At 59.9% G+C, this 23,193-nt stretch carries 21 protein-coding genes; 3 read left to right on the top strand and 18 right to left on the bottom strand.

Features of this window, described 5'->3' with window-relative positions:
* Positions 1 to 138, top strand: a 138-nt coding sequence (locus HY067_00020; protein ID MBI3526338.1) for an EAL domain-containing protein, incomplete at its 5' end; no start/stop codon positions are given.
* 93 nt (positions 139 to 231) lie between these two features.
* Here HY067_00020 and HY067_00025 read toward each other — a convergent pair.
* The 5 genes from HY067_00025 to HY067_00045 all read right to left on the bottom strand — a co-directional run bounded on the left by HY067_00025 (position 232) and on the right by HY067_00045 (position 5,777).
* Positions 232 to 699 (bottom strand): response regulator, encoded by a 468-nt coding sequence (locus HY067_00025; GenBank protein ID MBI3526339.1) that lies wholly within the window; start codon positions 697 to 699, stop codon positions 232 to 234.
* Positions 692 to 2,596, bottom strand: a complete 1,905-nt coding sequence (locus HY067_00030; GenBank protein ID MBI3526340.1) for a PAS domain-containing protein — start codon at positions 2,594 to 2,596, stop codon at positions 692 to 694. The genes HY067_00025 and HY067_00030 overlap by 8 nt, the downstream gene beginning before the upstream one ends.
* A 6-nt stretch (positions 2,597 to 2,602) precedes the next feature.
* Positions 2,603 to 3,220, bottom strand: coding sequence for a YfiR family protein (locus tag HY067_00035; GenBank protein ID MBI3526341.1), 618 nt, complete (start codon positions 3,218 to 3,220; stop codon positions 2,603 to 2,605).
* Entirely contained in the window at positions 3,208 to 5,070 is a 1,863-nt protein-coding gene (locus tag HY067_00040; GenBank protein ID MBI3526342.1) for a TonB-dependent receptor, read from the bottom strand. Before HY067_00040 ends, HY067_00035 begins: the two co-directional genes overlap by 13 nt.
* A gap of 563 nt (positions 5,071 to 5,633) precedes the next feature.
* Positions 5,634 to 5,777, bottom strand: coding sequence for a hypothetical protein (locus tag HY067_00045; GenBank protein MBI3526343.1), 144 nt, complete (start codon positions 5,775 to 5,777; stop codon positions 5,634 to 5,636).
* A gap of 92 nt (positions 5,778 to 5,869) precedes the next feature.
* Here HY067_00045 and HY067_00050 point away from each other — a divergent pair, with 92 nt between their 5' ends.
* A complete protein-coding gene (locus tag HY067_00050) occupies positions 5,870 to 6,382 on the top strand; it encodes a cupin domain-containing protein (GenBank protein MBI3526344.1) in 513 nt (170 codons plus the stop codon).
* 66 nt (positions 6,383 to 6,448) lie between these two features.
* Here HY067_00050 and HY067_00055 read toward each other — a convergent pair whose 3' ends face one another.
* The 13 genes from HY067_00055 to HY067_00115 all read right to left on the bottom strand — a co-directional run bounded on the left by HY067_00055 (position 6,449) and on the right by HY067_00115 (position 21,967).
* Complete coding sequence (locus tag HY067_00055) at positions 6,449 to 8,353, bottom strand: propionate--CoA ligase (protein ID MBI3526345.1); 1,905 nt, start codon at positions 8,351 to 8,353, stop codon at positions 6,449 to 6,451.
* A gap of 25 nt (positions 8,354 to 8,378) precedes the next feature.
* Positions 8,379 to 9,368: an oxidoreductase gene (locus HY067_00060; GenBank protein MBI3526346.1), complete on the bottom strand. Its 990-nt coding sequence runs from the start codon at positions 9,366 to 9,368 to the stop codon at positions 8,379 to 8,381.
* 35 nt (positions 9,369 to 9,403) lie between these two features.
* On the bottom strand, positions 9,404 to 10,513 hold the full coding sequence (locus HY067_00065) for a cell division protein ZapE (protein MBI3526347.1): 1,110 nt from the start codon (positions 10,511 to 10,513) through the stop codon (positions 9,404 to 9,406).
* Positions 10,513 to 11,940, bottom strand: coding sequence for a dihydrolipoyl dehydrogenase (lpdA, locus tag HY067_00070; GenBank protein ID MBI3526348.1), 1,428 nt, complete (start codon positions 11,938 to 11,940; stop codon positions 10,513 to 10,515). The genes HY067_00065 and lpdA overlap by 1 nt, the downstream gene beginning before the upstream one ends.
* A 189-nt stretch (positions 11,941 to 12,129) precedes the next feature.
* Complete coding sequence (gene odhB / locus HY067_00075; GenBank protein MBI3526349.1) at positions 12,130 to 13,344, bottom strand: 2-oxoglutarate dehydrogenase complex dihydrolipoyllysine-residue succinyltransferase; 1,215 nt, start codon at positions 13,342 to 13,344, stop codon at positions 12,130 to 12,132.
* Between the two features lie 61 nt (positions 13,345 to 13,405).
* A complete protein-coding gene (locus tag HY067_00080; protein ID MBI3526350.1) occupies positions 13,406 to 16,237 on the bottom strand; it encodes a 2-oxoglutarate dehydrogenase E1 component in 2,832 nt (943 codons plus the stop codon).
* A gap of 69 nt (positions 16,238 to 16,306) precedes the next feature.
* Positions 16,307 to 17,629 (bottom strand): citrate (Si)-synthase, encoded by a 1,323-nt coding sequence (gltA, locus tag HY067_00085; protein MBI3526351.1) that lies wholly within the window; start codon positions 17,627 to 17,629, stop codon positions 16,307 to 16,309.
* A 62-nt stretch (positions 17,630 to 17,691) separates the two neighbouring features.
* Positions 17,692 to 17,919 (bottom strand): succinate dehydrogenase assembly factor 2, encoded by a 228-nt coding sequence (locus tag HY067_00090; protein MBI3526352.1) that lies wholly within the window; start codon positions 17,917 to 17,919, stop codon positions 17,692 to 17,694.
* Positions 17,920 to 17,926: 7 nt separating this feature from the next.
* Positions 17,927 to 18,622, bottom strand: coding sequence for a succinate dehydrogenase iron-sulfur subunit (locus HY067_00095; protein ID MBI3526353.1), 696 nt, complete (start codon positions 18,620 to 18,622; stop codon positions 17,927 to 17,929).
* A 92-nt stretch (positions 18,623 to 18,714) separates the two neighbouring features.
* On the bottom strand, positions 18,715 to 20,481 hold the full coding sequence (gene sdhA, locus HY067_00100) for a succinate dehydrogenase flavoprotein subunit (protein ID MBI3526354.1): 1,767 nt from the start codon (positions 20,479 to 20,481) through the stop codon (positions 18,715 to 18,717).
* 3 nt (positions 20,482 to 20,484) lie between these two features.
* Positions 20,485 to 20,832, bottom strand: coding sequence for a succinate dehydrogenase, hydrophobic membrane anchor protein (sdhD, locus tag HY067_00105; GenBank protein ID MBI3526355.1), 348 nt, complete (start codon positions 20,830 to 20,832; stop codon positions 20,485 to 20,487).
* Positions 20,826 to 21,203: a succinate dehydrogenase, cytochrome b556 subunit gene (gene sdhC, locus HY067_00110; protein ID MBI3526356.1), complete on the bottom strand. Its 378-nt coding sequence runs from the start codon at positions 21,201 to 21,203 to the stop codon at positions 20,826 to 20,828. The genes sdhD and sdhC overlap by 7 nt, the downstream gene beginning before the upstream one ends.
* 23 nt (positions 21,204 to 21,226) lie before the next feature.
* A complete protein-coding gene (locus HY067_00115) occupies positions 21,227 to 21,967 on the bottom strand; it encodes a GntR family transcriptional regulator (GenBank protein ID MBI3526357.1) in 741 nt (246 codons plus the stop codon).
* Between the two features lie 228 nt (positions 21,968 to 22,195).
* On the opposite strand from HY067_00115, the gene HY067_00120 reads away from it, so the two are divergent.
* Positions 22,196 to 23,185: a malate dehydrogenase gene (locus tag HY067_00120; GenBank protein MBI3526358.1), complete on the top strand. Its 990-nt coding sequence runs from the start codon at positions 22,196 to 22,198 to the stop codon at positions 23,183 to 23,185.
* Positions 23,186 to 23,193: the final 8 nt, after the last annotated feature.

A 23,193-nucleotide genomic window follows, 5' to 3' on the forward strand; every position in this document is an offset into this window, starting at 1 on the left:
CTCAAAGTCGTGGCGGAAGGGGTCGAGACCGAGGAACAGTTGCATCTGCTCAGGTTGCTCAAGTGCGACGAGATGCAGGGTTTTCTCCTGAGCCGCCCGGTTGCGTTCGACGAAATGGCGAGTTTCCTTAGTCGGTGAAAAACCTCAAGCCACCGACGCGACGCAACTTACGGATTTCGAGTTCCACGTCGGTGCGAACATCTTCGACGACGAGAACCTTGATCACGTTACTCATGCCAAGTTTTCGTCTCCCGTCACTTGAGGCGCGCGGTTGGTCAGTATCCAGTAAAGACCTACTTTTGCGACCGTCTCGACAAATGATGCGAACTCGACAGGTTTGACGATGTAGCTATTGACGCCAAGCCGGTAACGTTCGAAGACATCACGTTCTTCATTTGAAGATGTCATGACCACTACCGGTATGCCTTGCAGAAGTTTGTCGGATTTGATTCGCCGAAGCACTTCGATGCCGTCCATTCTGGGCATCTTGATGTCCAGCAGAACCAGCTTCGGCGCATCGGAGGCGGCGCGATCGGCATATTCGCCGGTGCGCAGAAGATAGCTCATCGCTTCCTCGCCGTCTTTGACCCAATGGACCTTGTTGATGAAGTTGATCTTGCGCAATGCGCGCATCGTCATTTCCGCGTCACGCGGATTGTCTTCCGCCAGGAGAATTTCGACTTGATTGTAGTTAACCATTGTCAGGTTTCACCGGTAATGTGAAATAGAAAGTCGCACCCTCGCCAAGCCTGCCGTCCGCGCGCACGCTGCCGCCATGGCGGGTAACCACCCGATGGACGATCGCCAGGCCCACGCCCGTGCCTTCGCATTCCTCCGTCTTGTGCAGACGCTGGAAAACGCCAAAGAGCTTCCCCGCGTATTTCATGTCGAAGCCCACGCCGTTATCCTGGACACGGTATACCGCTTCGCCATTCGAAACTTCGCCAGTCACGAGAATCTCGGCATGCGGCCGGGAACTGCTGTACTTGAGGGCGTTGCTGAGCAGGTTAACCCATACCTGTCGGAAAAGCGCGCCGTCTCCCTTGGCCGGCGGCAGTGGCCATACATCGAGCCGCACCCGATCCGTGTCCTGGTCACGCAACAATTCCTGCGCCACTGTCTTGGCGAGAGCGGTCATGTCGATGCTTGCTGTTTCGTCAATCGCTTTCCTGCTGAGTTTCGAGAATGCAAGAAGATCGTCGATCAGACGTCCCATCTTGACGGCCTCTTCGCGGACAATGCCGAGCATCCGCTTGCCTTCGCTATCGAAGCTATCCCCGTAGTCCTCTTCGACCATTCGGGAATAGCCGTCGATCGCGCGCAAAGGAGCACGCAGGTCGTGCGATACCGAATATGAGAAACTTTCGAGTTCCTTGTTGGTGGCTTCGAGCTCCGTGGTTCGCCTGCGCACGCGCTCTTCGAGGTCTGCGTTGAGCCTGCGGATCTCTTCCTCGGCACGCTTGCGGTCGTCTATGTCGGTGATCGTTCCGATCCACTCGCGGATCCGGTTCCCCTCATCGAGCACAGGTGCCGCGCGCAGACTCACAAAACGGTAGCTCGAGGACAGTGCGTGCCACAAGCGCGCCTCGCTCTCGATCGGACTACCGGTGGTTACCGCTTCGGTCCATTGCTTTTCGATCGCCTCGCGATCGTCGGCGTAAAACATGCGGCGCCAGCCGGTTCCGCGATAGTCCTCCGCGCTCTGCCCGGTATATGCGGCCCATGCCGGTTGCGCAGCCGTGAACGCCCTCTCGTCATTCGCAGTCCAGACCAGCGAAGTCATTGCGTCAACGAGGGTGCGGTTGCGCCTTTCACTGTCGCTCAATGCGCGTTGTGCCTCGAAACGTTCGGCAATCTGGCGCTCCAGTGCCTGGTTGGACGTTTCCAGCGCCTTCGTCTGGCGCCCGATCTCCGTCAGCATATCGTTGAAGGCATCCACCAGGTATCCGATTTCGTCTTCGGTGGTCTTTTTGGCGCGCAACGTGAAGTCACGGTTGTCGACGACGCGGCGTGCCACGCCGGTCACGTCGAGAATCGGCCGCGTGACGCTTGCCTGCAGCCACGAGGACAACAGCAGCGACACGGCCAGCGCCAGGGCGCTTACGCCAAACACGATCCCGAGATAATTCCACAGCCTCTCATAGAATTCATAGTGGGTCCGCAGGTACACGGTGCCCAGGATTTCGCCGTTTTCGATCACGCGCCGGTACAGTTCGAGAGTTTCGCTCTTGACGCGAACCCCGTCGGTCTCCGGTAGGGCGGGAAGGTCCGCGCGCGGCAGGTCTTCTCTGGTATAGCTGGCGAACAGGCCGCCCTTGGCGTTGTAGATGGCCGCGGCCTCGATCTTGGGCCGCACCTTGAGCAGGGCGAGGTTGTTTCCGGCGAACTTACGATCGTCGAACTGCAGGGCGGCTGCGCTGGCGCGACCGATGATGTCCGCCTGCGCGGTGAGGTCGCTGACCTGCGTGGCGTAGTAGCTGCGCAGGTCGTAGATCAGCATTGCGATGCCGGTGACGAGCAGTGCTGCCAGGCTGGTCAGCAATACGCCCGCAAGAAGTTTGTGGCGCACTGAACGCAAGCCGAACTGGAACGCCATAATGCCCTACTCCTGTACCCGCATGGCGACCGAAAGCAACGGCGCGCCGATCCTGAGGCCGCTGCGCTTGGCCGCATCCAGCGACACCTCGAAGCGCACCCGGTTATCGGCCACGACGAAGTTGATGATGCTGCCTAGGGCAAGGCCTTTTTCCGTATCGGTCACGGTCAGTATCGGACGTGCCTGCGCCGCCAGGTCCGTGAGGCGTCCCATTTCCGGACGGCCGACGAACAGGACGTGGACGCTGGACAACGGCTCGCCGCCGCGCACCCGGCGTACCGATACCGGCCTGCCGTTCATCGTTCGTCCCGCGACCACTTGTGACAACTCTTCTGCCAGGACGTCGGCGCCCGCCACGCCGATGACCAGCGGCGTGTCCTTGCTGGGGAACGCACTGTCCGGCCATTCGACGTAACCGCCGAACTTGAACAGGAAGGCCGCCTTGACCCGTTGCTCGAGAACCTGCGGGCTCTCGTCGACCGCGACTGCGGAAGTCACTATGCAGAGAACGCCCAGCAGCAGGAGCGCCGCGCCCCCGATGAGATTCCAGGTGCTCGTGCGGAAGGCGCGAGGCGCCACTCTACGGATGCTGCTGTTCCTTGCGACGTCGATCAGAAGCGCCATAGGATTTGGGCGTAAACGCCTCGGTCCAACTCGCTGCGAGTGCCCGGCGTGCCGAACTCGGGGTGTTCGGGGTCGAAGAGGTTCTGCAAGATCAGCGACAATTCGAAATCTCGCCGTGGCTGCCATCCAAGGCGCATGTCCGTTGCCGTGTAGGCGGGAACAACGGGGTTGGGAAGCTCTGCGACGTGGCGAATGCTGACGTCGAGCGTGGTATGACCGGGCAAGTCGAGCGACGAGCGCAGGATCCATTGATAATCCGGGTCATTGCCCGCTGCGCTGACGCCAGTTGGGTCCGTGCTGCCGGGTTTGAGCCGCAGTTCCTGGTGCAGCATGAAGCCCCCAGCGCTAAGGCGCCAGCCCGGGGTCATCTGCACCGTGCCCCACGCCTCGATTCCGGTTTCTGTTCCCTCCATCTTGTTGCTGAGGACGAAGGTGCCAGTGCCGGTCGGCTCGAAGCTGCGTAGGTGATCGTAGATGTGGTGAAACACGGTGACCGAGTACGAGATTCGGGACGTAGGCTGAGCCTTGTAGCCCAGCTCGTAGACATCGGCGACCTCGGACCGGAAATCCGGACCGCCTGCGAGCACGAACGGCGGATTGGCGGGCGAAAACAACTCACGATCGAGGCGGGAAGGCGTACGCAACGCGCGCGAATACGCGCTCCACACGAGTTGCTGCGGAGTCGGTTTCCACGCCAGCCTGACCGAAGGCAGGAACTCGACGCCGGTGTATGGATTGCGCTCGATCTTGGCCCCGCCGGTGAGTTTCAGCTTGTCGCCTATAAGCGCAATCTCGTCCTGGGCAAACAGGTCCACCCAGTCGAGATTGCTATCGGCAGGAAGAAATGCAATCACCGCGGTATTGTCGATACGGTCGCGCGCGGCGCGGTAGCCGCCTCCCCAGATGATCGCGTGCCTGCCCATTTGCTGCAGGCTGTGCTGGAACTGGACGTCGGCTATGTTGAGGTGCTCGGCGATCGACCCGCCGATTTCGCGCACCGTGTTGTCGAAATAGCCCTGCAGCTGGAAATGGCCCCCGCCGGGGAGGTCGCGATCCCAGCGCGCGAGCAGATTCCCACCGGATATGTTGGTGTCCGCCGCGATGGGCTGATCGAGGGTGCCGGTATATGTATCCCCCTGGAGCGTGAATCCGTTGGCGGCGGCCCCCCAGTCGGCGCGGAAGCCGACCTGGCCTTTGCTCCAACTGTCGCCCGCGGTCGTCCCGTTTTCGCGCGTCGTATCGCCGCGGTCGAAGGACTTCCCGTAGATGCGGAACGAGCCGTCGGTACCAAGCCGGGCTCCGTACCGCGCTCCGAAACCACCTTCGAGGTTGCCGGACCCGACGAATGCCGTTGCGCCCTGCGTATCCGCAGCACGACGGGTGATGACGTTGATGACTCCGTTCACCGCGTTCGTACCCCATAACGTTGCGCCTGGTCCGCTGATCACCTCGATGCGCTCGACATCCTGCAGGAATACGTCTGGTGTGTCCCAGAACACGCCGGAGAACAGGGGTGTGTACACCGCACGCCCGTCGATCAGCACGAGCAGCTTGTTGCCGATCGAATTGTTGAAACCGCGTGCGCTGATCGCGTAACTGCTGGAGTTCACGCGATTGACTTCGAGGTTGGGAGCGATGCGCAGCGCTTCCGGGAGACTGGTCGCGCCCGATCGCCGGATGTCTTCCGCGGTGATGACAAAAATCGATGCCGGAGCATCCAGCAGGCGCTCGGATTTCTTGGATACCGACATGACGTCGATATTTCCTAGCTCTTCGAGACTGAGATCGGCGAGGTTTTCAGGAGATGATTCGGCTGCGTAAGCCTCTGGCGCCGACAAGGCCACGATCATTGGAATGAGGACAAACGCCTGCAGATGCCAGCGTTTGTCATAGCGAAGAAAAGGTCCCCTTATTCTTCTTTTCCTCATACAACCTCAAGAGTCTATGTTGTTGTGCTCTTGCTTGACGGCCTGCAACGTAAATTCTATGTGACTTTCGCCTTGGAGGGATCAGTGTTTGTCTTACAGAAACTCGGGATCGACAAACCCGATCATATACCTTTGAGCACTCCCTTTCTTCAAGGGAGGCAGCACAATGAAAGCCGCTCTTCTGGCAGCCCTAGTAAATTGTGTGATCAAGCGAATCGAGATGATCTGCAACGACACCGGGATTTCCAACCGTTGCTCTTTCAACAGCAGCAACTCAATCTACAACAACAAATTCAAAAGCAAGACGTTCGGGTCAATTGCTCTACGCGGCATAGGAAACCAAGTCTACACAAACTACTAACCGCGCTGAGGTGGGCGCTATTCCGCTGGACATCCTTCCCTCCCCGGTCATTTCCTCCCCAACCCCGCCAGCCCAAAGATATTCCTTAGAGCCAGAAACGTAGGTAGGTTAGTTGGTAGGCCAATCACAGCCCGGCCATCTTCTTGTCGATCAATCGGTTGCCGTACGTTAATGCGGAGCGCTTCTCCACCACAAAGAAAAACCGGCCTGGACATGAGGCTTTTTTTCGCGGTCGCGAAGCACAATCCAGCGCCATCAGCTCGTTCACCCACGCGTCCTCCGCCCCTACCCCGCCTCAATAAGGTGATACCATTTCGCGCGGGAAACAACCAACAGATCAAGAACGAGAGGAGAAGCTGGATGGAAGTCTCGATCAAGAAGCTCGCGCTGGTCACAGGCCTGTCCCTGGGATTGCTGGCGCTGCCTGTCGCTTACGGCGAGGGGGAAAACGACGGCATGACGGTGTTGATGAATGGCAACTTCGTGACGGCCGATCCGGAAAACATCAAATGGGTGCCCAACAAAGCGGTGCCTTACGGCATGCAAATGGTGCTGCTCTACGGCAATCCATCGCAGCCGGGTCCCTACATCTTCCGCGCAAAGATGCCCTCCGGATACAAACTGCCGCCGCATAAACATCCGGACGAACGTACGGTCACCGTACTGAAGGGAACCTATTGGTCCGGCATCGGCGAACGATACAATCCGATGGTCATGAAGGAATTCCAGGCCGGCGCGTTCTACATCACCAAGGCGGGTGTGCCGCACTATTCCTGGGCTCGCACCGAAGTGTTCATCCAGGAAATGGGAACGGGGCCGCTCGAGAAACCCATCGAGTACATCAACCCCGACGACGATCCGAGAACGCAGTAGGTCGACAATCCACCGAACGAAAACGGGGCGGCACTTGCCGCCCCGTTTTTTTCAAGCCTCACCCAGCTATGAGCGCGGCATCAAAGCTGCGCGTATCTGCTCCAGCGCGCCGGGATCTTCCAGCGTCGTAAGATCCCCCGGGTCACGTCCTTCGGCCAGCGCCTGGATGCTGCGGCGGAGCAATTTACCGGAACGCGTTTTCGGCAGCAGGTTGACGAAATGCACCCGCGCCGGTCTGGCAATGGCTCCCAATTGCGAGTCCACGGTGGCCATCACCTCTTTTTCCTGCGCGGCACGCAGTTCCGGTGTGGAGATTTTCCCCGCATCCTTGACTACGGCGAACGCGAGAGGTATCTGCCCTTTCAGCGCGTCGTTGACACCCACGACAGCGACTTCGGCAATGTTTGCGTGGGCCTGCACCGCTTCCTCGATTTCCCGGGTGCCGAGGCGGTGGCCGGCTACATTGATCACATCGTCGGTGCGGCCGAGGATGAAGTAATAGCCGTCCCTGTCGCGAATTCCCCAGTCGAAAGTCGAGTAGACCAGTTTCTTCGAGAACGTGGAGAAATAGGTCTTCACGAAACGTTCGTCGTCACCCCAGATGGTGGTCATGCAACCCGGCGGAAGCGGCGGCTCGATCACCACCACGGCCTTTTCGTCGGCGCCGGCCTCGCTTGCATCCGTCTCGCGAAGCAACTTCAAGTCATAGCCGTAGGCCGGGAACGAAGGGCTGCCGAATTTGATCGGCGTCTCCTCCACGCCAGGTAGCGCGGTCAGGACGGGCCAGCCGGTCTCGGTCTGCCAGTAATGATCGATCACCGGTTTGCCGAGTCCCTCTGAGATCCACGCATGCGTCGGTTCATCCAGCGGCTCGCCGGCGAGGAACAAATGCCTCAGAGACGACAGGTCGTATTTTTTCAGAAACGCCGGATCATGCTTCTTCAGCACGCGGACCGCAGTCGGCGCGGAAAACATGACATTGACCCTGTGGTCCTGCACGATCTTCCACCACACCCCGGCATCAGGCCGTATCGGCACACCCTCGTAAAGAATCGAGGTGACACCCGCAATCAGAGGCGCATAGATGATGTACGAGTGCCCCACTGCCCAGCCAATATCGGACGTGGTGAAGATGGTTTCGCCCGCGGCACCGCAGTAGATGTATTTCATCGATGCGGCCATTGCGACTGCATGTCCGCCGACGTCGCGCTGGACCCCCTTCGGCTTGCCGGTGGTACCCGAGGTGTAAAGAATGTACGACGGTTCGGAGGATTCGAGCCAGGTGCAGGGGACCACGGCACGCTCGTGCGCGCGGGCAAGTTCGGCCCAATCGACATCCCTTCCCGGGACTGTCTGCATGTGCGGATCGAGACCACGGTGATAGATCAGGACCTTGGCCGGCGGGTGCTTCGAAAGTCGGATGGATTCGTCCACCAGCGGCTTGTACGGAATCACCTTGCCCATGCGGCTGCCGCCATCCGCCGTGACCATCAACGCCGGGCGCGCGTCGTCGATGCGTGCCGCGAGGCTGGCTGCGGCAAAGCCGCCAAAAACCACGGAGTGCACTGCACCCAGGCGCGCACAGGCGAGAATCGCGAACACCGCTTCCGGCATATTCGGCATGTAGATGATCACCCTGTCGCCGCGCTTCAGGCCCAGAGCCTGCATCATCGCGGCGACACGGTTTACCTTGTCATGAAGCTGCCGGAAGGTGAACGAGTCGGTCTTGTCGAGCTCCGTCGATATCCAGATAAGGGCTTTCTGGTCGCCGCGCACTGCGAGATGCCGGTCGACGGCGTTATGGCAGAGGTTGGTAAGCCCGCCGACGAACCATCGGGCGAACGGGGGGCGGCTGTAGTCGAGCACGCGATCAAACGGCCGTTCCCAGTCGATCAGCATCGCCTGCTCCCGCCAGAATCCTTCGCGGTCTTCTATCGAGCGGCGATGAAATTCGGCGTAACACTGTGCCATGGGTTTCCTCCCTTGTGCCGCCCTTTCAGGCGATCTTGACGGCCGCACGGCCGCGCATTTTTGCGTTCATGACTTTTTCGAACACGCCTGGCAGATCGGCAAAGTCGACCGTGGTCACGATGCTGTTGAGCATTCGCGGTTTCAGATCGCTCCCCAGTCGCCTCCAGACTTTCTCGCGCAACGGCATCGGCGCATTGACCGAATCCACACCCAACAGGCTGACCCCGCGCAGGATGAATGGCATCACGGTTGTGTTGACGTTGTGGCTTGCCGCCAGGCCAATGCTCGCGAGCGTGCCACCGATCTGCATGGTACTGGCAAGCCATGAAAGGACTTCGCCGCCAAGATTGTCGACCGCGCCGGCCCAGGTCGCCCTGTCGAGCGGTTTTATTTTGGCGAGGTCGAGACTCCCGCGCAGCATGACCCCCTTCGCGCCCAGGCCTTTGAGGTAATCGGTTGCGTTCTCCTTGCCGGTCAGGGCCACGACGTGATACCCCGCGCCGGCGAGGATGTCGACGGCGACGCTGCCAACGCCCCCGGTCGCCCCGGTCACGATGACGGGTCCGTTCCCGGGCTTCAGGCCATCGTGCTCCATGCGTTCGACAGCCAGCGCCGCCGTGAAGCCGGCGGTACCGAGCGCCATCGATTCGAACAAGTCCAGGCCTTTCTGCAGGGGTACGACCCAGTCGGCGGGGATGCGCGCGTATTGCGCGTAGCCGCCATCGTGCGCGACCCCTATGTCGTAGCTTGTGGCAATGACTGCATCGCCTTTCTTGAATCGCGCATCGCTCGACTCCGTAACCGTACCCGAAAGATCGATGCCGCCGACGCAGGGAAAACGACGAATGATCCTGCCCGCACCGGTCGCAGCCAGGGCATCCTTGAAGTTAACGCTCGAATACGCGACCTTGATCACGACATCGCCCGCATCCAGTTCGCCGAGTTGCATGTCGACGTAGCGGCTTGTCACCTTGCCGTCTTCGTTGAAAATCCGGTAGGCCTTCAGTGACGTCATTTCCGTTTATCCTCCGGGCAATCGTTTGTTGGATATTAAGCGAGATGGGCTTCGCTCAGATACTGGCGGGTCTGCATTTCCACAAGCCGGCTGGTGGCGCGTTCTGCTTCCACCTCGCTGGCGGCCACCTGCAGCAACTCCGTCAAATGCACTTCGGCAGAAAGAATCAGCTTGACGCGGCGATCATAAAATTCGTCTATCAGCCAGGTAAAGCGCCGCCGTCGATCCGCCTCGCCCGGTCCAAGGCGCCGCACTTCGGAGATCAACACGGTGTGGTAACGGCGGGCGAGTTCGATGTAGTCGGCCTGGCCGCGCGGTCCGCTGCACAACTCCCCGAAGCGGAACCACGCCACGCCCGGGCCGGTCCGTAGCGCCCGGATGGCACGGCCTTCGATTTCCAACTCGACGTCGCGCTCCCCCGGTCCGCCGGCGATGGCCTCGAAAGTATTTGCCATGGCCATGGCGGCCCTCGCGTCGGCGGGAAAATGGAAAACCCCGCCTTTCTCCAGCACGCGCAGGCGATAGTCCACGCCGCCGTCGACGTGCAAGGTTTCGAGGTGCTCTTTGATCAGATCGATCGCGGGCAGGAACTGGGCGCGCTGCAACCCATTGCGATACAGATCGTCCGGTTTCTGATTGGAGGTCGTTACCAGCACCAGGCCCTGATCGAACAATCCCTGCAGCAGATTGCGCATCAGCATTGCATCGCCGATGTCGGTTACGTGGAATTCATCGAGGCACAGCAGGCGAAGCTGCTGCGAGATATCGCGGGCGATATGCAGCAGCGGATTTTCTTCCCCCTGCAAATCGCGCAGTCGATGATGGATGTCCTGCATGAAACGGTGGAAATGCACCCGGCTCTTGCGCTCGATCGGAACCGAGTCGAAGAACGCATCCATCAGGAAGCTTTTCCCCCGGCCCACGCCACCCCGGAGATAAAGACCGCGGACCGGCCGCTGGCGCAGAAATACGCGCAGCAGCGAGTTTCCCGCCTGCTCTGACTCGGTCAGTTCGTCATGCAGCCGCTGGAAATGTCCGAGCACCCGAAGCTGGGCCGAATCGAGAGAGAAACCATGCGACCGCGCTGCCTGCTGGGCGTGGTCGGCGAAGGACTGTGGATCGTTCGCCTGTGCCGGCTGGCCCATCAGAGATTGATCGTGCGCTTATCCACGGCGAGCGCCGCTTCGTGCAAGGCTTCCGCCAGAGTCGGATGGGCGTGCACGATACGTGCGATGTCTTCGGCCGCCGCTCCGAATTCCATCGCCACGACGGCTTCGGATATCAGTTCGGACGCATAGGGTCCAATCATGTGTACGCCGAGGATGCGGTCGGTTTTTGCGTCCGCCAGCATTTTCACGAATCCGGCGGTCTCGCCGATCGCTCGTGCGCGGCCGTTGACGATGAACGGAAACTGTCCGGCACGATACTCGATACCTTTCGCCTTCAACTCCTGTTCGGTCTTGCCGACCCAGGCGATTTCCGGCGACGTATAGATGACCCAGGGAACAGCATCCAGATTGATGTGCCCCGACTGCCCCGCGATCATTTCGGCCACCGCGACGCCCTCTTCCGATGATTTATGAGCGAGCATCGGTCCGCGCACCACGTCACCGATCGCGTAGACGCCCGGCAGGCCGGTGCGGCAATGCGCGTCCACTTCAACGAAGCCGCGTCCGTCGATTTTGAGCCCGACCGCGTCCGCACCGAGGTTTGCCGAATTCGGGACACGCCCAACGGCCACGATCAGCCTGTCGAATTCCGCCTTCTGCTCGCCGACGGGGTCGGTGAAGTCCACCGTCAACGATTTCCTGGAATTCTGGACGCCATTGATCTTCACGCCGAGCCGGATGTCCAGCCCCACCACCTTGGTGAAAACCCGAAACGCTTCCTTGGCCACCTGGTCGTCGGCGGCTTGCAGGAATGCCGGCAATGCCTCGAGCACCATCACCTCGGAACCCAGCCGCTTCCACACGCTGCCCATTTCCAGGCCGATGACACCGGCGCCGATCACACCCAGGCGCTTCGGAATGTCGGGCAGCGACAATGCACCTACGTTGTCCACGATGCGATCGTCGTCCACCGGAGCAAACGGCAACTGCCGCGGGCTCGAACCGGTGGCGATGATCACGTGTTTTGCTTCGATTGTTTCGGCGTTGTCGCCGTCCCTGACTTCGATCTGATAGGCGCCCGCCCTGCCGGTAAAACGTCCACGGCCGTGCATCGACGCAACCTTGTTCTTGCGAAACAGCAGCCCGATGCCACCGGTGAAGGTATCGACGATCTTGTCCTTGCGCGCCATCATCTTCGCCACGTCGATGGCGACTTCCTTCACGGCGATTCCATGCTCGCTGAACTTGTGCAGTGCGCGCTCGTAGTTTTCCGATGATTCGAGCAGTGCCTTGGAAGGAATGCAGCCGACGTTCAGGCAGGTTCCGCCTAGACTCGCTTTGCCCTTGGCGCTTTTCCAGTCGTCGATGCAAACCGTATTCAACCCGAGCTGCGCCGCGCGTATGGCAGCCGTGTAACCGCCGGGCCCGGCTCCGATCACTGCAACATCAAAGGTCTTAGCCATGATTGCACATTAGCTCCGTGAACCGCAAAGGCGCAAAGGCGCGAAGGAAACGCAAAGGAGGAATTGATAAGAGACAGATATCGCATCGCGGCTCAATGTTCTCCGACACACGATGGTGACTTTCTGATCGATTTCGCTTTCCTTTGCGTGCTCTTCTTTGCGACTTTGCGCCTTTGCGGTGAGAATTTGTCAGAGTTCCAGCAGCAAGCGCGCCGGATCTTCGAGCGCCTCCTTGACGGCCACAAGGAAAAGCACCGCCTCGCGGCCGTCGATGATGCGGTGATCGTAGGACAGTGCGAGATAATTCATCGGGCGGATGACGATCTGTCCGTTCTCCACAACCGGACGGTCTTTGGTCGCATGCACGCCCAGGATTGCGCTTTGGGGCGGATTGATGATGGGGGTCGACAACATGGAGCCGAACACGCCGCCGTTGGAAATCGAGAAGGTGCCGCCCGTGAGCTCCTCGATGGTGAGCTTGCCGTCCTGGGCTCGTTTGCCGAAATCGGAAATCTGTTTCTCGACATCGGCAAAGGAAAGCTGATCGCAGTTGCGCAGGATGGGCACCACCAGTCCGCGCGGACTGCCTACTGCGATGCCCACGTCGAAATAGCCGTGATAGACGATATCGGTGCCATCCACCGAGGCGTTCACCACGGGGAACTTCTTCAGCGCGTGGACGGCCGCCTTTACAAAAAAGGACATGAAGCCGAGCTTGACACCGTGCTCCTTCTCGAACTTATCCTTGTGGCGATTGCGCAGGTCCATGACCGGCTGCATGTTGATTTCGTTGAACGTAGTCAGGATCGCAGCGGTGGATTGCGATTCCACCAGCCTCTGGGCGACGCGCTGGCGCAGGCGCGACATGGCCACGCGCTGCTCAGGTCGATCACCCAGCACGCGATCGATATTCACCGGCGATGGCAGAGGCGCCGGAGGTTTCGCCGCGGGGGCCGGCGCCTGCAACTGGTTCGTCACGTCTTCCTTGGTGACGCGGCCGCCGCGGCCGGTGCCGCTGACCTGCGAAGTGTCGAGAGTGTTGTCGGCGGCGATTTTCTTCGCCGAGGGCATGACCGCCGGCGGCTCAGCCTTCGCTGCGGGCGCATCCGCGGCCTTGGGCGGACTCGCGGCAGCAGCCGTCGCCGCTGCACCGGCCGGAGCCTTTGCATCGGTATCGATGGTCGCGATCACCTCGTTGCTGGCGACCGTACCGCCGTCGCCCTTGATGACTTTGCTCAACACGCCCGACGCCGGCGCCGGCAGTTCCAGCACGACCTTGTCGGTCTCGATATCGATCAGGTTTTCGTCGCGCTTGACGAATTCACCCTGCTTCTTGTGCCACGACAGCAATGTGGCCTCGGCGACCGATTCAGACAGTGCCGGGACCTTTACCTCGACTAACATGGCTCATTCCTTGTTGGTTCAGCGTATCCGCTCGAATGCATTTTTCAGACGCCGTGATTGTTTAAACGCCGTGGGACAGGGCAGCGTCCACTACCGCTTTTTGCCGTTGGTTATGCAATGCCAGATATCCGCCCGCGGGCGTGGAAGATGACGGCCGCAGTGCGTAGGACAACTTCTGATGGGGCAGCATCTGGCGCTGCAGATAGTGCTGTATCCGGTGCCACGCGCCCTGGTTGCCGGGCTCCTCCTGGCACCAGACGATTTCCTTTGCATCCTTGTAGCGATCGATCTCGATCTTGAACTGGTCGTGCGGGAAGGGATAGAGCTGCTCGAGCCGCACGATTGCGATGTCGTCGATGCCGCGCTCGCGCCGGGCCGCCACCAGATCGAAGTAAACCTTGCCGCTGCAAAATACCACTCGCTTCACCTTCTGGGTGTTCTGCAGTTCCGCATCCGGGATCACTACCTGGTATTCGCCGTTGACCAGATGTTCCAGAGAAGAGATCGATTCCTTGTGACGCAGCAGACTTTTCGGACTGATGATGATCAGCGGTTTGCGAAACGGCCTGATCATCTGCCGGCGCAGCAGGTGGAACATCTGCGCCGGTGTCGAAGGAATGCAGATCTGCATGTTGTAATCCGCGCACAGTTGCAGATAACGTTCGATCCGCGCCGAAGAGTGCTCCGGGCCTTGGCCCTCATAGCCATGCGGCAGCATCAGCGCCAGGCCGCAGATTCTTCCCCACTTGACCTCGCCTGCGGCGATGAACTGGTCGATCACGACCTGCGCGCCGTTGCCGAAATCCCCGAATTGCGCTTCCCAAATGACCAGTTCGTTCGGCTCCGCGGTGGCGTAGCCATATTCGAAACCCAGCACCGCCTCCTCGGAGAGCACCGAATCGATTACCACGAAGTCCGGCTGGTTCTCGCTGATGTGCTGCAACGGAATATAAGTGCCGGCATCCCAGCGTTCGCGGTTCTGGTCATGCCATACCGCGTGACGATGAAAGAAGGTGCCGCGGCCGCTGTCCTGTCCCGACAGGCGCACTGCATAACCGTCCTTGAGCAATGAAGCATAGGCCAGGTTCTCGGCCATGCCCCAGTCGAGGGGCAACGTTCCTGCCGCCATGGCGCGGCGATCGGCGACGATTTTTTCGACACGGGGATGCAATTTAAAGTGCTGCGGGACCGTCGTAAGTTTCGTGGCGAGCTGCTTTAACGTGTCCATCGGCAGACCGGTAACCGCCTTGTAGGTCCACGGAATGTTCTTGAATGGCGCCCAGTTCACCTGGAACGGCGGCTTGTAATTGGAAAGAACGGTCTTGTTGGTGTGAAAACCCGCATCCAGCGCGTCGCGGTAGGTCTTGACCATTTCGTCGGCATCCGCCGGCTTGATCACGCCCTGGGCGGCAAGTTTTTCGGCATAGAGCTTGCGCGTGCCGGGATGGTGGCCGATCAGCTTGTACATCAGCGGCTGCGTCACCATCGGCTCGTCCTGCTCGTTATGGCCGAGCCTGCGGAAGCACACCAGATCGATAACGACGTCCTTATGGAACTCCATGCGAAAATCCAGGGCGATCTCGGTCACCAGCGACACCGCTTCGGGATCGTCGCCGTTTACGTGGAAGATCGGCGCTTCGACCATCTTGGCGACGTCCGTGCAGTACAGGGTCGAGCGCGTATCGCGCGTATCGGATGTGGTGAAACCGATCTGGTTGTTGACGATGATGTGAACCGTGCCGCCGGTTCCGTAGCCGCGAGTCTGCGACAGATTGAGCGTTTCCATGACCACGCCCTGGCCGATGAACGCCGCGTCGCCGTGCAGCACGACGGGCAGCACTTGCGTACCATCGCGATCCTTGCGCCGATGCTGGCGCGCCCTGACCGAACCCTCGACTACCGGATTGACGATTTCGAGGTGCGAGGGATTGAACGCCAGCGTCAGGTGCATCGGGCCACCCGGCGTCATGATGTCCGATGAGAAACCCTGGTGATACTTGACGTCGCCCATCGGCAGTTGCTCGAACTGCTTGCCCTCGAACTCCGAGAACAAGTCCTTCGGCATCTTGCCGAGCGTGTTGACCAGCACGTTCAGGCGTCCGCGGTGGGCCATGCCGATGACCGTCTCCTGGATACCCTTGGTACCTGCACGCTGCAGCGCCAGATCGAGCAGCGGAATGACGCTTTCACTGCCTTCCAGCGAAAAACGCTTCTGGCCGACGTAACGCGTATGCAGGTATTTTTCGAGGGTTTCCGCGGCCGTCAAGCGCTCGAGAATATGGCGCTTGAAATCGGCATCGTAACTGGGCTGGGAGCGGATTCCCTCGAAGCGCTGCTGAATCCAGCGCTTTACCTGGGTATCCGTAATGTACATATATTCGATGCCGATCGTCCCGCAGTAGGTTTCCTTCACCGCACGCAGGATCTCCCGCAGCGGCATTTGATCCGGACCTACAAGCGACCCGCTGTTGAATACCAGATTCATGTCGGCCTCGGTCAGGCCGTAGTACACGGGATCGAGCTCGGGAACAATCGGTTTGTCGAAGCGCCTGAGCGGGTCGACGCTGGCATGACGCACACCAAGGAAGCGGTAGGCATTGATCAGCTGCAATACCGAGACCTGCTTCTTCTCCACGGTTGCCACAGCGTCGGTGGGGACGTGCGCGTGGCCGTTGCCGTTGCCGCGCCTCTTGGCAAGGCGGATGAAAGACTCGACGACCGGTGCATGCGCAACGTCGCGCGCGCCACTCGATTGCTGCTGCATTTGATCGAAATAGCGCCGCCATTCCGGCGTCACGGCCTCGGGATTCTCGAGGTAGGTCTCGTATAAGTCTTCGATGAAGGGCGCGTTACCACCGAAGAGGTAAGAACTGCCGAGGGATTCCTTCATCATGGCGCTATCTCCTCATCGTTGATATGGCGGCTGGAGCGCGAAAAACAACCGGGGCCCGTTCGCCCGATCTCAGCGTTTTTCGATGGGCAACACATCGCGCTTGGCGGCACCGGTGTAGAGCTGCCTGGGCCGGCCTATCTTCTGCTCCGGATCGGCGATCATCTCGTTCCACTGCGCGATCCAGCCCACCGTGCGCGCCAGAGCGAAAATACACGTGAACATCGACACCGGGATGCCCAGCGCGCGCTGCACGATGCCCGAGTAGAAATCCACGTTGGGATAGAGTTTACGGCTTACGAAGTAATCGTCTTCGAGCGCAATTTTTTCCAGCGCCATCGCCAGCTTGAACAAGCGGTCGTTCTGCAAGCCGAGTTCGTTGAGCACTTCGTAGCAGGTCTCGCGCATCAGCTTGGCGCGCGGATCGTAATTCTTGTAAACCCGGTGACCGAAGCCCATCAGCTTCACGCCAGAATTCTTGTCTTTCGCCTTCGTAATGAACTCGCCGATCTTGGAAACATCGCCGATCTGTTCGAGCATGTTGAGTGCGGCCTCGTTGGCGCCGCCGTGGGCCGGCCCCCACAGGCAGGCGATTCCCGCGGCAATGCAGGCAAACGGATTGGCTCCTGATGAACCGGCCAGTCGAACGGTAGACGTCGAGGCATTCTGCTCATGGTCCGCATGCAGGATGAAGATCCGGTCCAGCGCGCGTACCAGCACATCGTTCACTTTGTAATCTTCCGCGGGCACGGCAAACATCATGCGCATAAAATTAGCCGAATACGAAAGGGAATTCAGCGGATACACGAAAGGCTGGCCCATCGTATATTTGTACGCCATCGCCGTGATCGTCGGCATTTTTGCGATCAGGCGGAATGCCGAAATGTCGCGGTGCGCCGGGTTATTCAGATCCAGCGAGTCGTGATAGAACGCGGACAATGCGCCGACGGTGCCAACCATTACCGCCATCGGATGCGCATCGCGCCGGAAGCCCCGGAAGAAATTGTTGAGCTGGTCGTGAACCATCGTGTGGCGCGTGACGGTGGTGACGAATTGCGTCTTCTGCTCCTTGTTCGGCAACTCGCCGGTCAGCAGCAGGTAGCAGACTTCCAGAAAATCGCAATGCTGCGCCAATTGCTCGATCGGATAGCCGCGGTAGAGCAACACGCCGGCGTCGCCGTCGATGTAGGTGATCGCGGAACGGCAACTGGCAGTCGAGAGAAATCCAGGGTCATACGTGAATTTTCCGGTCTTGCCGAGCAGCGTCCGGATATCGACCACTTCGGGCCCGATTGAGCCGCCGATAACGGGGAACTCGACGGGCTGCGTACCGTCGTTGAACGAGATTGTTGCGGTGCGCTGCCTTTCCATGTCCCCGCTCGCTTTCCAACCCATTAAAGTCTTAAGTTTAACAGCTTCTTGCAACCCGGAAATATCTGGATGCGGTGCAATAAAAATTATTCAAATAATTTGATGATTTGTGTCGCTTCCGCATCCGGCGGCGTCATTTTTCCGGTTACAAAATCCCACAAATCGTGGTCCGGATAGTCGAGTAGTCGTTTGAATGCCGCAAGCCTGGCGGGTGACAAATTTTCTAAATGACGGTCCAGGAATTTTGCCAGAACCAGGTCCAACTCCAGCAATCCGCGCCGGCATTGCCAGCGGATCCGGTCGGCTTCGGACATTGCGCAGTTACACCGCCCGCTTGACCATCAAGTCCTTGATCTTGCCGATCGCACGCGTCGGATTCAGCCCCTTGGGGCAGACATCGACGCAGTTCATGATCGAGTGACAGCGGAACAGCCGGTAAGGATCTTCGAGGTTGTCGAGGCGTTCACTGGTGGCCTCGTCGCGACTGTCGGCGAGAAAACGATAAGCCTGCAGCAGGCCGGCCGGGCCGACGAACTTGTCGGGATTCCACCAGAACGACGGGCAGGCGGTCGAACAGCAAGCGCACAGGATGCATTCGTACAGCCCATCGAGTTCTTCGCGTTCGGCGGGTGACTGCAGCCTTTCCTTTTCCGGCGACGGCTGATTGTTGACCAAATAAGGCTTCACCGAGTGGTACTGCTTGAAAAACTGCGTCATGTCCACGATCAGATCACGGATTACCGGCAATCCCGGCAGCGGCCGCAGTTCCACCGGCTCCTTCAGGTCACTTAGCCGTGTGATGCAGGCCAGGCCGTTCTTGCCGTTGATGTTCATGGCGTCCGAGCCGCACACCCCTTCGCGGCATGACCGGCGCAGGGACAGCGAGTCGTCTATCGACTTGATGCGGATCAGCGCGTCGAGGAGCATGCGGTCGGTCGACTGCATCGCGACGTCGTAGTCCCGCATGGTCGGCGCCGCGTCCTTGTCCGGATCGTAACGGTAAATTCTGAATTTCATACTGTCTCCATGAAATCATGGACCGGAATTGAGGCATATAGCGGCGAAACCGCACTGTTTCTTTATTTCCGGCCTGCAAAGCCCTGCTTCTTTCAATACGTTCTCACCTTCGGCTCGACGGTCTGCGTAGTCAGCGGGGTCATGTGCACGGGCTTGTAGTCCAGCCGGCTTCCGTCCTTGTACCAGAGCGTATGCTTGAGCCAGTTCGCATCGTCGCGCCGATGATGGTCGGCGCGATCGTGGGCCCCGCGACTTTCCTTGCGTGCCTCTGCGGACACCAAGGTTGCCACCGCGACTTCGATGAGATTGTCGAGTTCCAGCGCTTCCACCCGAGCGGTATTGAATACCTTGCTCTTGTCACGGATCGCAGTGCGCCGGGCGCGTTCGGCGGTCTCCTTGATCTTCTTCACGCCGTCGACAAGCATGTCGGGAAAACGAAACACGCCGCAATGCGCCTGCATGACGCGTCGCATCTCGCCGCCCACTTCGTGGACGCTCTCGCCGCCCTGCTGGCCGTCGAGCCTGGACAGCCGCGCGGACGTGCTGTCGGCGGCGTCCTTGGGCAGGTCCTTGTGTCCGGGATTTTCTTTCAGGAAACGGGTCATCGTGTCGCCCGAGGCCTTGCCGAATACCAATAGGTCGGTCAGCGAATTCGTTCCGAGCCGGTTGGCGCCATGTACCGAGGCACAGGCGCACTCGCCTGCCGCATAAAAACCGGCCACGACAGCTTCGGGGTTCCCTGCTTGCGGGACCACCACCTCGCCGCGATAGTTGGTCGGGATGCCACCCATCTGATAGTGACAAGTGGGCACGACCGGGATCGGATCCTTTACCGGATCGACGTTGGCGAATTTTTTCGCGATCTCGCGGATGCCCGGCAGCTTGTCCTCGATCAGATCGACGCCGAGATGATCGAGCTTGAGGAGCACATAGTCCCCTTCAGGCCCGCAGCCGCGGCCTTCCTTGATTTCGGTTGCCATCGCCCGCGACACCACATCGCGACTTGCCAGGTCCTTGGCGTTGGGCGCATAGCGTTCCATGAAACGCTCGCCATTCTTGTTCAGCAGGTAACCGCCTTCGCCGCGCACACCTTCGGTAATCAGTACACCGGCGCCGGCCACGCCAGTCGGATGGAACTGCCAGAACTCCATGTCCTCGAGCGGGATACCGGCACGTGCCGCCATGCCAAGGCCGTCGCCGGTATTGATGAACGCATTCGTGCTCGCAGAATAGATCCTCCCCGCTCCACCCGTGGCGAACAACACCGCGCGTGCGTGCAATATCGAGACCTCGCCGGTCTCCATTTCCATCGCAGTCACGCCGAGCACTTGTCCGGACGCATCGCGTACCAGATCGAGCGCCATCCATTCCACAAAAAAAAGCGTGTTCGCGCGGACGTTGCGTTGATAAAGCGTATGCAGCATCGCGTGCCCGGTGCGGTCCGCGGCGCAACATGAACGCTGCACTGCCGGCCCGGCGCCGAAATTCCGCATGTGGCCGCCGAACGGCCGTTGATAAACCGACCCATCCGCGTTGCGGTCGAACGGCATGCCGAAATGCTCGAGCTCGATCACGACTTTGGGTGCTTCGCGGCAGAGAAACTCGATGGCGTCCTGATCGCCGAGCCAGTCCGACCCCTTGACGGTGTCGTACATGTGCCACATCCAGCTGTCTTCGCCCATGTTGCCGAGCGCTGCGCCGATGCCACCCTGTGCGGCGACGGTGTGCGACCTGGTGGGAAACACTTTCGACAACACGGCGACCTTGAAACCCGCCTCGGCGAGTTGCAGGGACGCGCGCATGCCGGCGCCGCCGGCGCCTACGATGACCGCATCGAATTTTCTGACCGGGATGGCCATGTGTCAGAGACTCCAGAGGATTTGAACAGCCCAGACGGCATAGCCGACCAAAACCAGCACGACTGTGACCTCCAGACCGAGGCGCACGCCAGTGGGTTTGACGTAATCCATCAGAATGTCGCGCACGCCTATCCATGCGTGCCAGAACAGGCTGATGAAGAAGACGAAGGTCGCAATCCGCATCAGCTGATTCCTGAACAGCGAGCGCCATTCCTCGTAGTCTTGCGGCGGAGTAGTCAGCAGGATGCCGACGACGACGATTACATATGCAGCCATGACCAGCGCGGTGACACGCTGCGCCAGCCAGTCTTTCAGCCCGTAGTGGGCACCGGTGACCATGCGTTTCACCACAGCCGCATCCCCAGGATCGCGGTAAGCAACAGACTGACAATCAGTACAGCCCAACTCATTGCGCGCGTTGCCCCGAGATCGCTCGCGACATGTACGTCCAGCAGAAGAAAGCGCAGCCCGGCGAAAAAGTGGTGCAGGAACGCCCACAGCATGCCGATCAGGAACAGCTTGACCAGCCAATGGCCCGTGAGCGCCGCGAAATGGGCGTGACTTTCGGGCGATTGCAGGCTTTCCTGCAGCAGATACAGCAGTGCCCAGGCGAATACGAACAATACGGTGCCGCTGATGCGATGAAGAATGGATACCAGGCCGGGCAACGGCAGCCGGATTCTGAACAAGTCGAGGTATTTCGGACGCTGGCTGGTAATCATCGAAGGTTCCGGAAAAGCGGCGTTCAAACGATGCGGTTACGGTAGTGATGCTCTCTGGTACTGCAGTAACTGCGGCGCAGTTCAACTGCCTTGTCGGCGTAAGTATAGGCTACGCGCTCGATGACCAGCAGCGGCGTTCCTTCGGACACGCCGAGATGTCCGGCCGCGGCACGCTCGGCGGCCAGCGCCTTGATCTGCTCTTCGACGTGGAGGATGCGCACGTCGAACTCGGTCTCGTACATGCTGTACAACATGCAGTGATGCCGTTCGATGGTCTCGGCCGACAACCCCTTGAAGCGCGTAGCCGGCAAGCGGATTTCCTCGTAGATCGTCTTCCTGGCGGAAATGGACATCACCCGGGTAATCAGAAAAGCGCCGGCCCCGGCTGCCAGCCCGAGTTTTTTCCCGGCAGCGGCATCGAGTTTCACCTTGCGGCAATCGAGCAGCGTGGCGGCGAGTTCATCGAGCGCGCCGCGATCCGGCGTGATGCGCAGATAGGGAAATTTGCTGCGCTCTTCGGAATGCGAAGCGACAAAAGTGCCTTTGCCCTGCTGACGGACCAGCAGATTCTGGTCGGCGAGTTCCCCGATGGCCTTGCGCACCGTGCCCTGGCTTACGCTGAAGCGGCTGGCGAGCTCGATTTCGCTCGGAATCAAATCGCCCGGACGCCATTCTCCGGATACCAGGCTCTGGGTGATCAGAGTCTTGATCTGCCGGTAAAGCGGCTGGAATGCGGGCGCGGTAACGCTGGCGATGGTCTTCATGTCGCAGAGGGATTTTTAGCACATAGTCGGCGCCGTCGTCCACGAAAACAGATGTCTTTTATAAGATACAAGACCTGTTTGACACCGGCAAACCCGCTTCGTTATGATGTTTGGCGATTCCCAGACCGCCGGAACAATGTGCCGAACTCGCGAATCGGCCGGCGCGAACGGATCAGATCAGATTCGAATTCCAAATAATCGCCAGTTCATCGCACGCAGGAGCCCCTCTTGATGAAAACACCCCTCCGAGTCGCAGTCACCGGCGCCGCCGGCCAGATCGGCTACAGCCTGCTGTTCCGCATTGCCAGCGGAGAAATGCTGGGCAAGGATCAGCCGGTCATCCTGCAGATGCTGGAAATACCGGATGAAAAGGTGCAGGCCGCGCTCAAAGGCGTGATGATGGAACTGGACGACTGTGCGTTCCCGCTGCTTGCGGGCATGACCACTGCCTCCGACCCGAAAGTCGCCTTTCGCGATATCGACGTCGCCCTGCTGGTCGGCGCCCGCCCCCGCTCGAAAGGCATGGAGCGCAAGGATCTGCTCGAAGCCAATGGCGCCATCTTTACCGGCCAGGGACGCGCGCTCGACGAAGTGGCGAAGCGCACCGCGAAGATTCTGGTGGTCGGCAACCCTGCCAACACCAATGCCTACATCGCAATGAAGAGCGCGCCCGGGCTGCCACGCGAAAATTTCACCGCGATGCTGCGTCTGGACCACAATCGCGCGCTGTCCCAGCTCGCGTCCAAAACCGGCAAGCCGGTCGACTCGATAGACAGGCTGATCGTCTGGGGCAATCACTCGCCGACCATGTATCCGGACTACCGTTTCGCCACCATCGGCGGCCAGCCTGCGCCGAAGGTCGTCAATGACGAAACCTGGTACCGCGATGTGTTCATTCCAACCGTCGGCAAACGCGGTGCCGCGATCATCGAAGCACGCGGATTGTCGTCCGCCGCATCGGCGGCCAACGCCGCCATCGATCACGTGCGCGACTGGGTCATGGGCACGAACGGCAAATGGGTCACAATGGGATTCGCCTCCGACGGCTCTTATGGCATTCCGGAAGGCGTGATGTATGGTTTCCCCGTCACTTGTTCAGGCGGCAAATACCAGATGATCAAAGGCCTCGAGATCGATCCTTTCAGCCGCTCGAAAATGGACGCCACGCTCAAGGAGCTGGAAGAAGAGCGCGACGCGATCAAGCATCTGCTGAAATGAAATAGATT

It is taken from the genome of Betaproteobacteria bacterium (genome assembly GCA_016194905.1).
Lineage (GTDB): Bacteria > Pseudomonadota > Gammaproteobacteria > Burkholderiales > JACQAP01 > JACQAP01.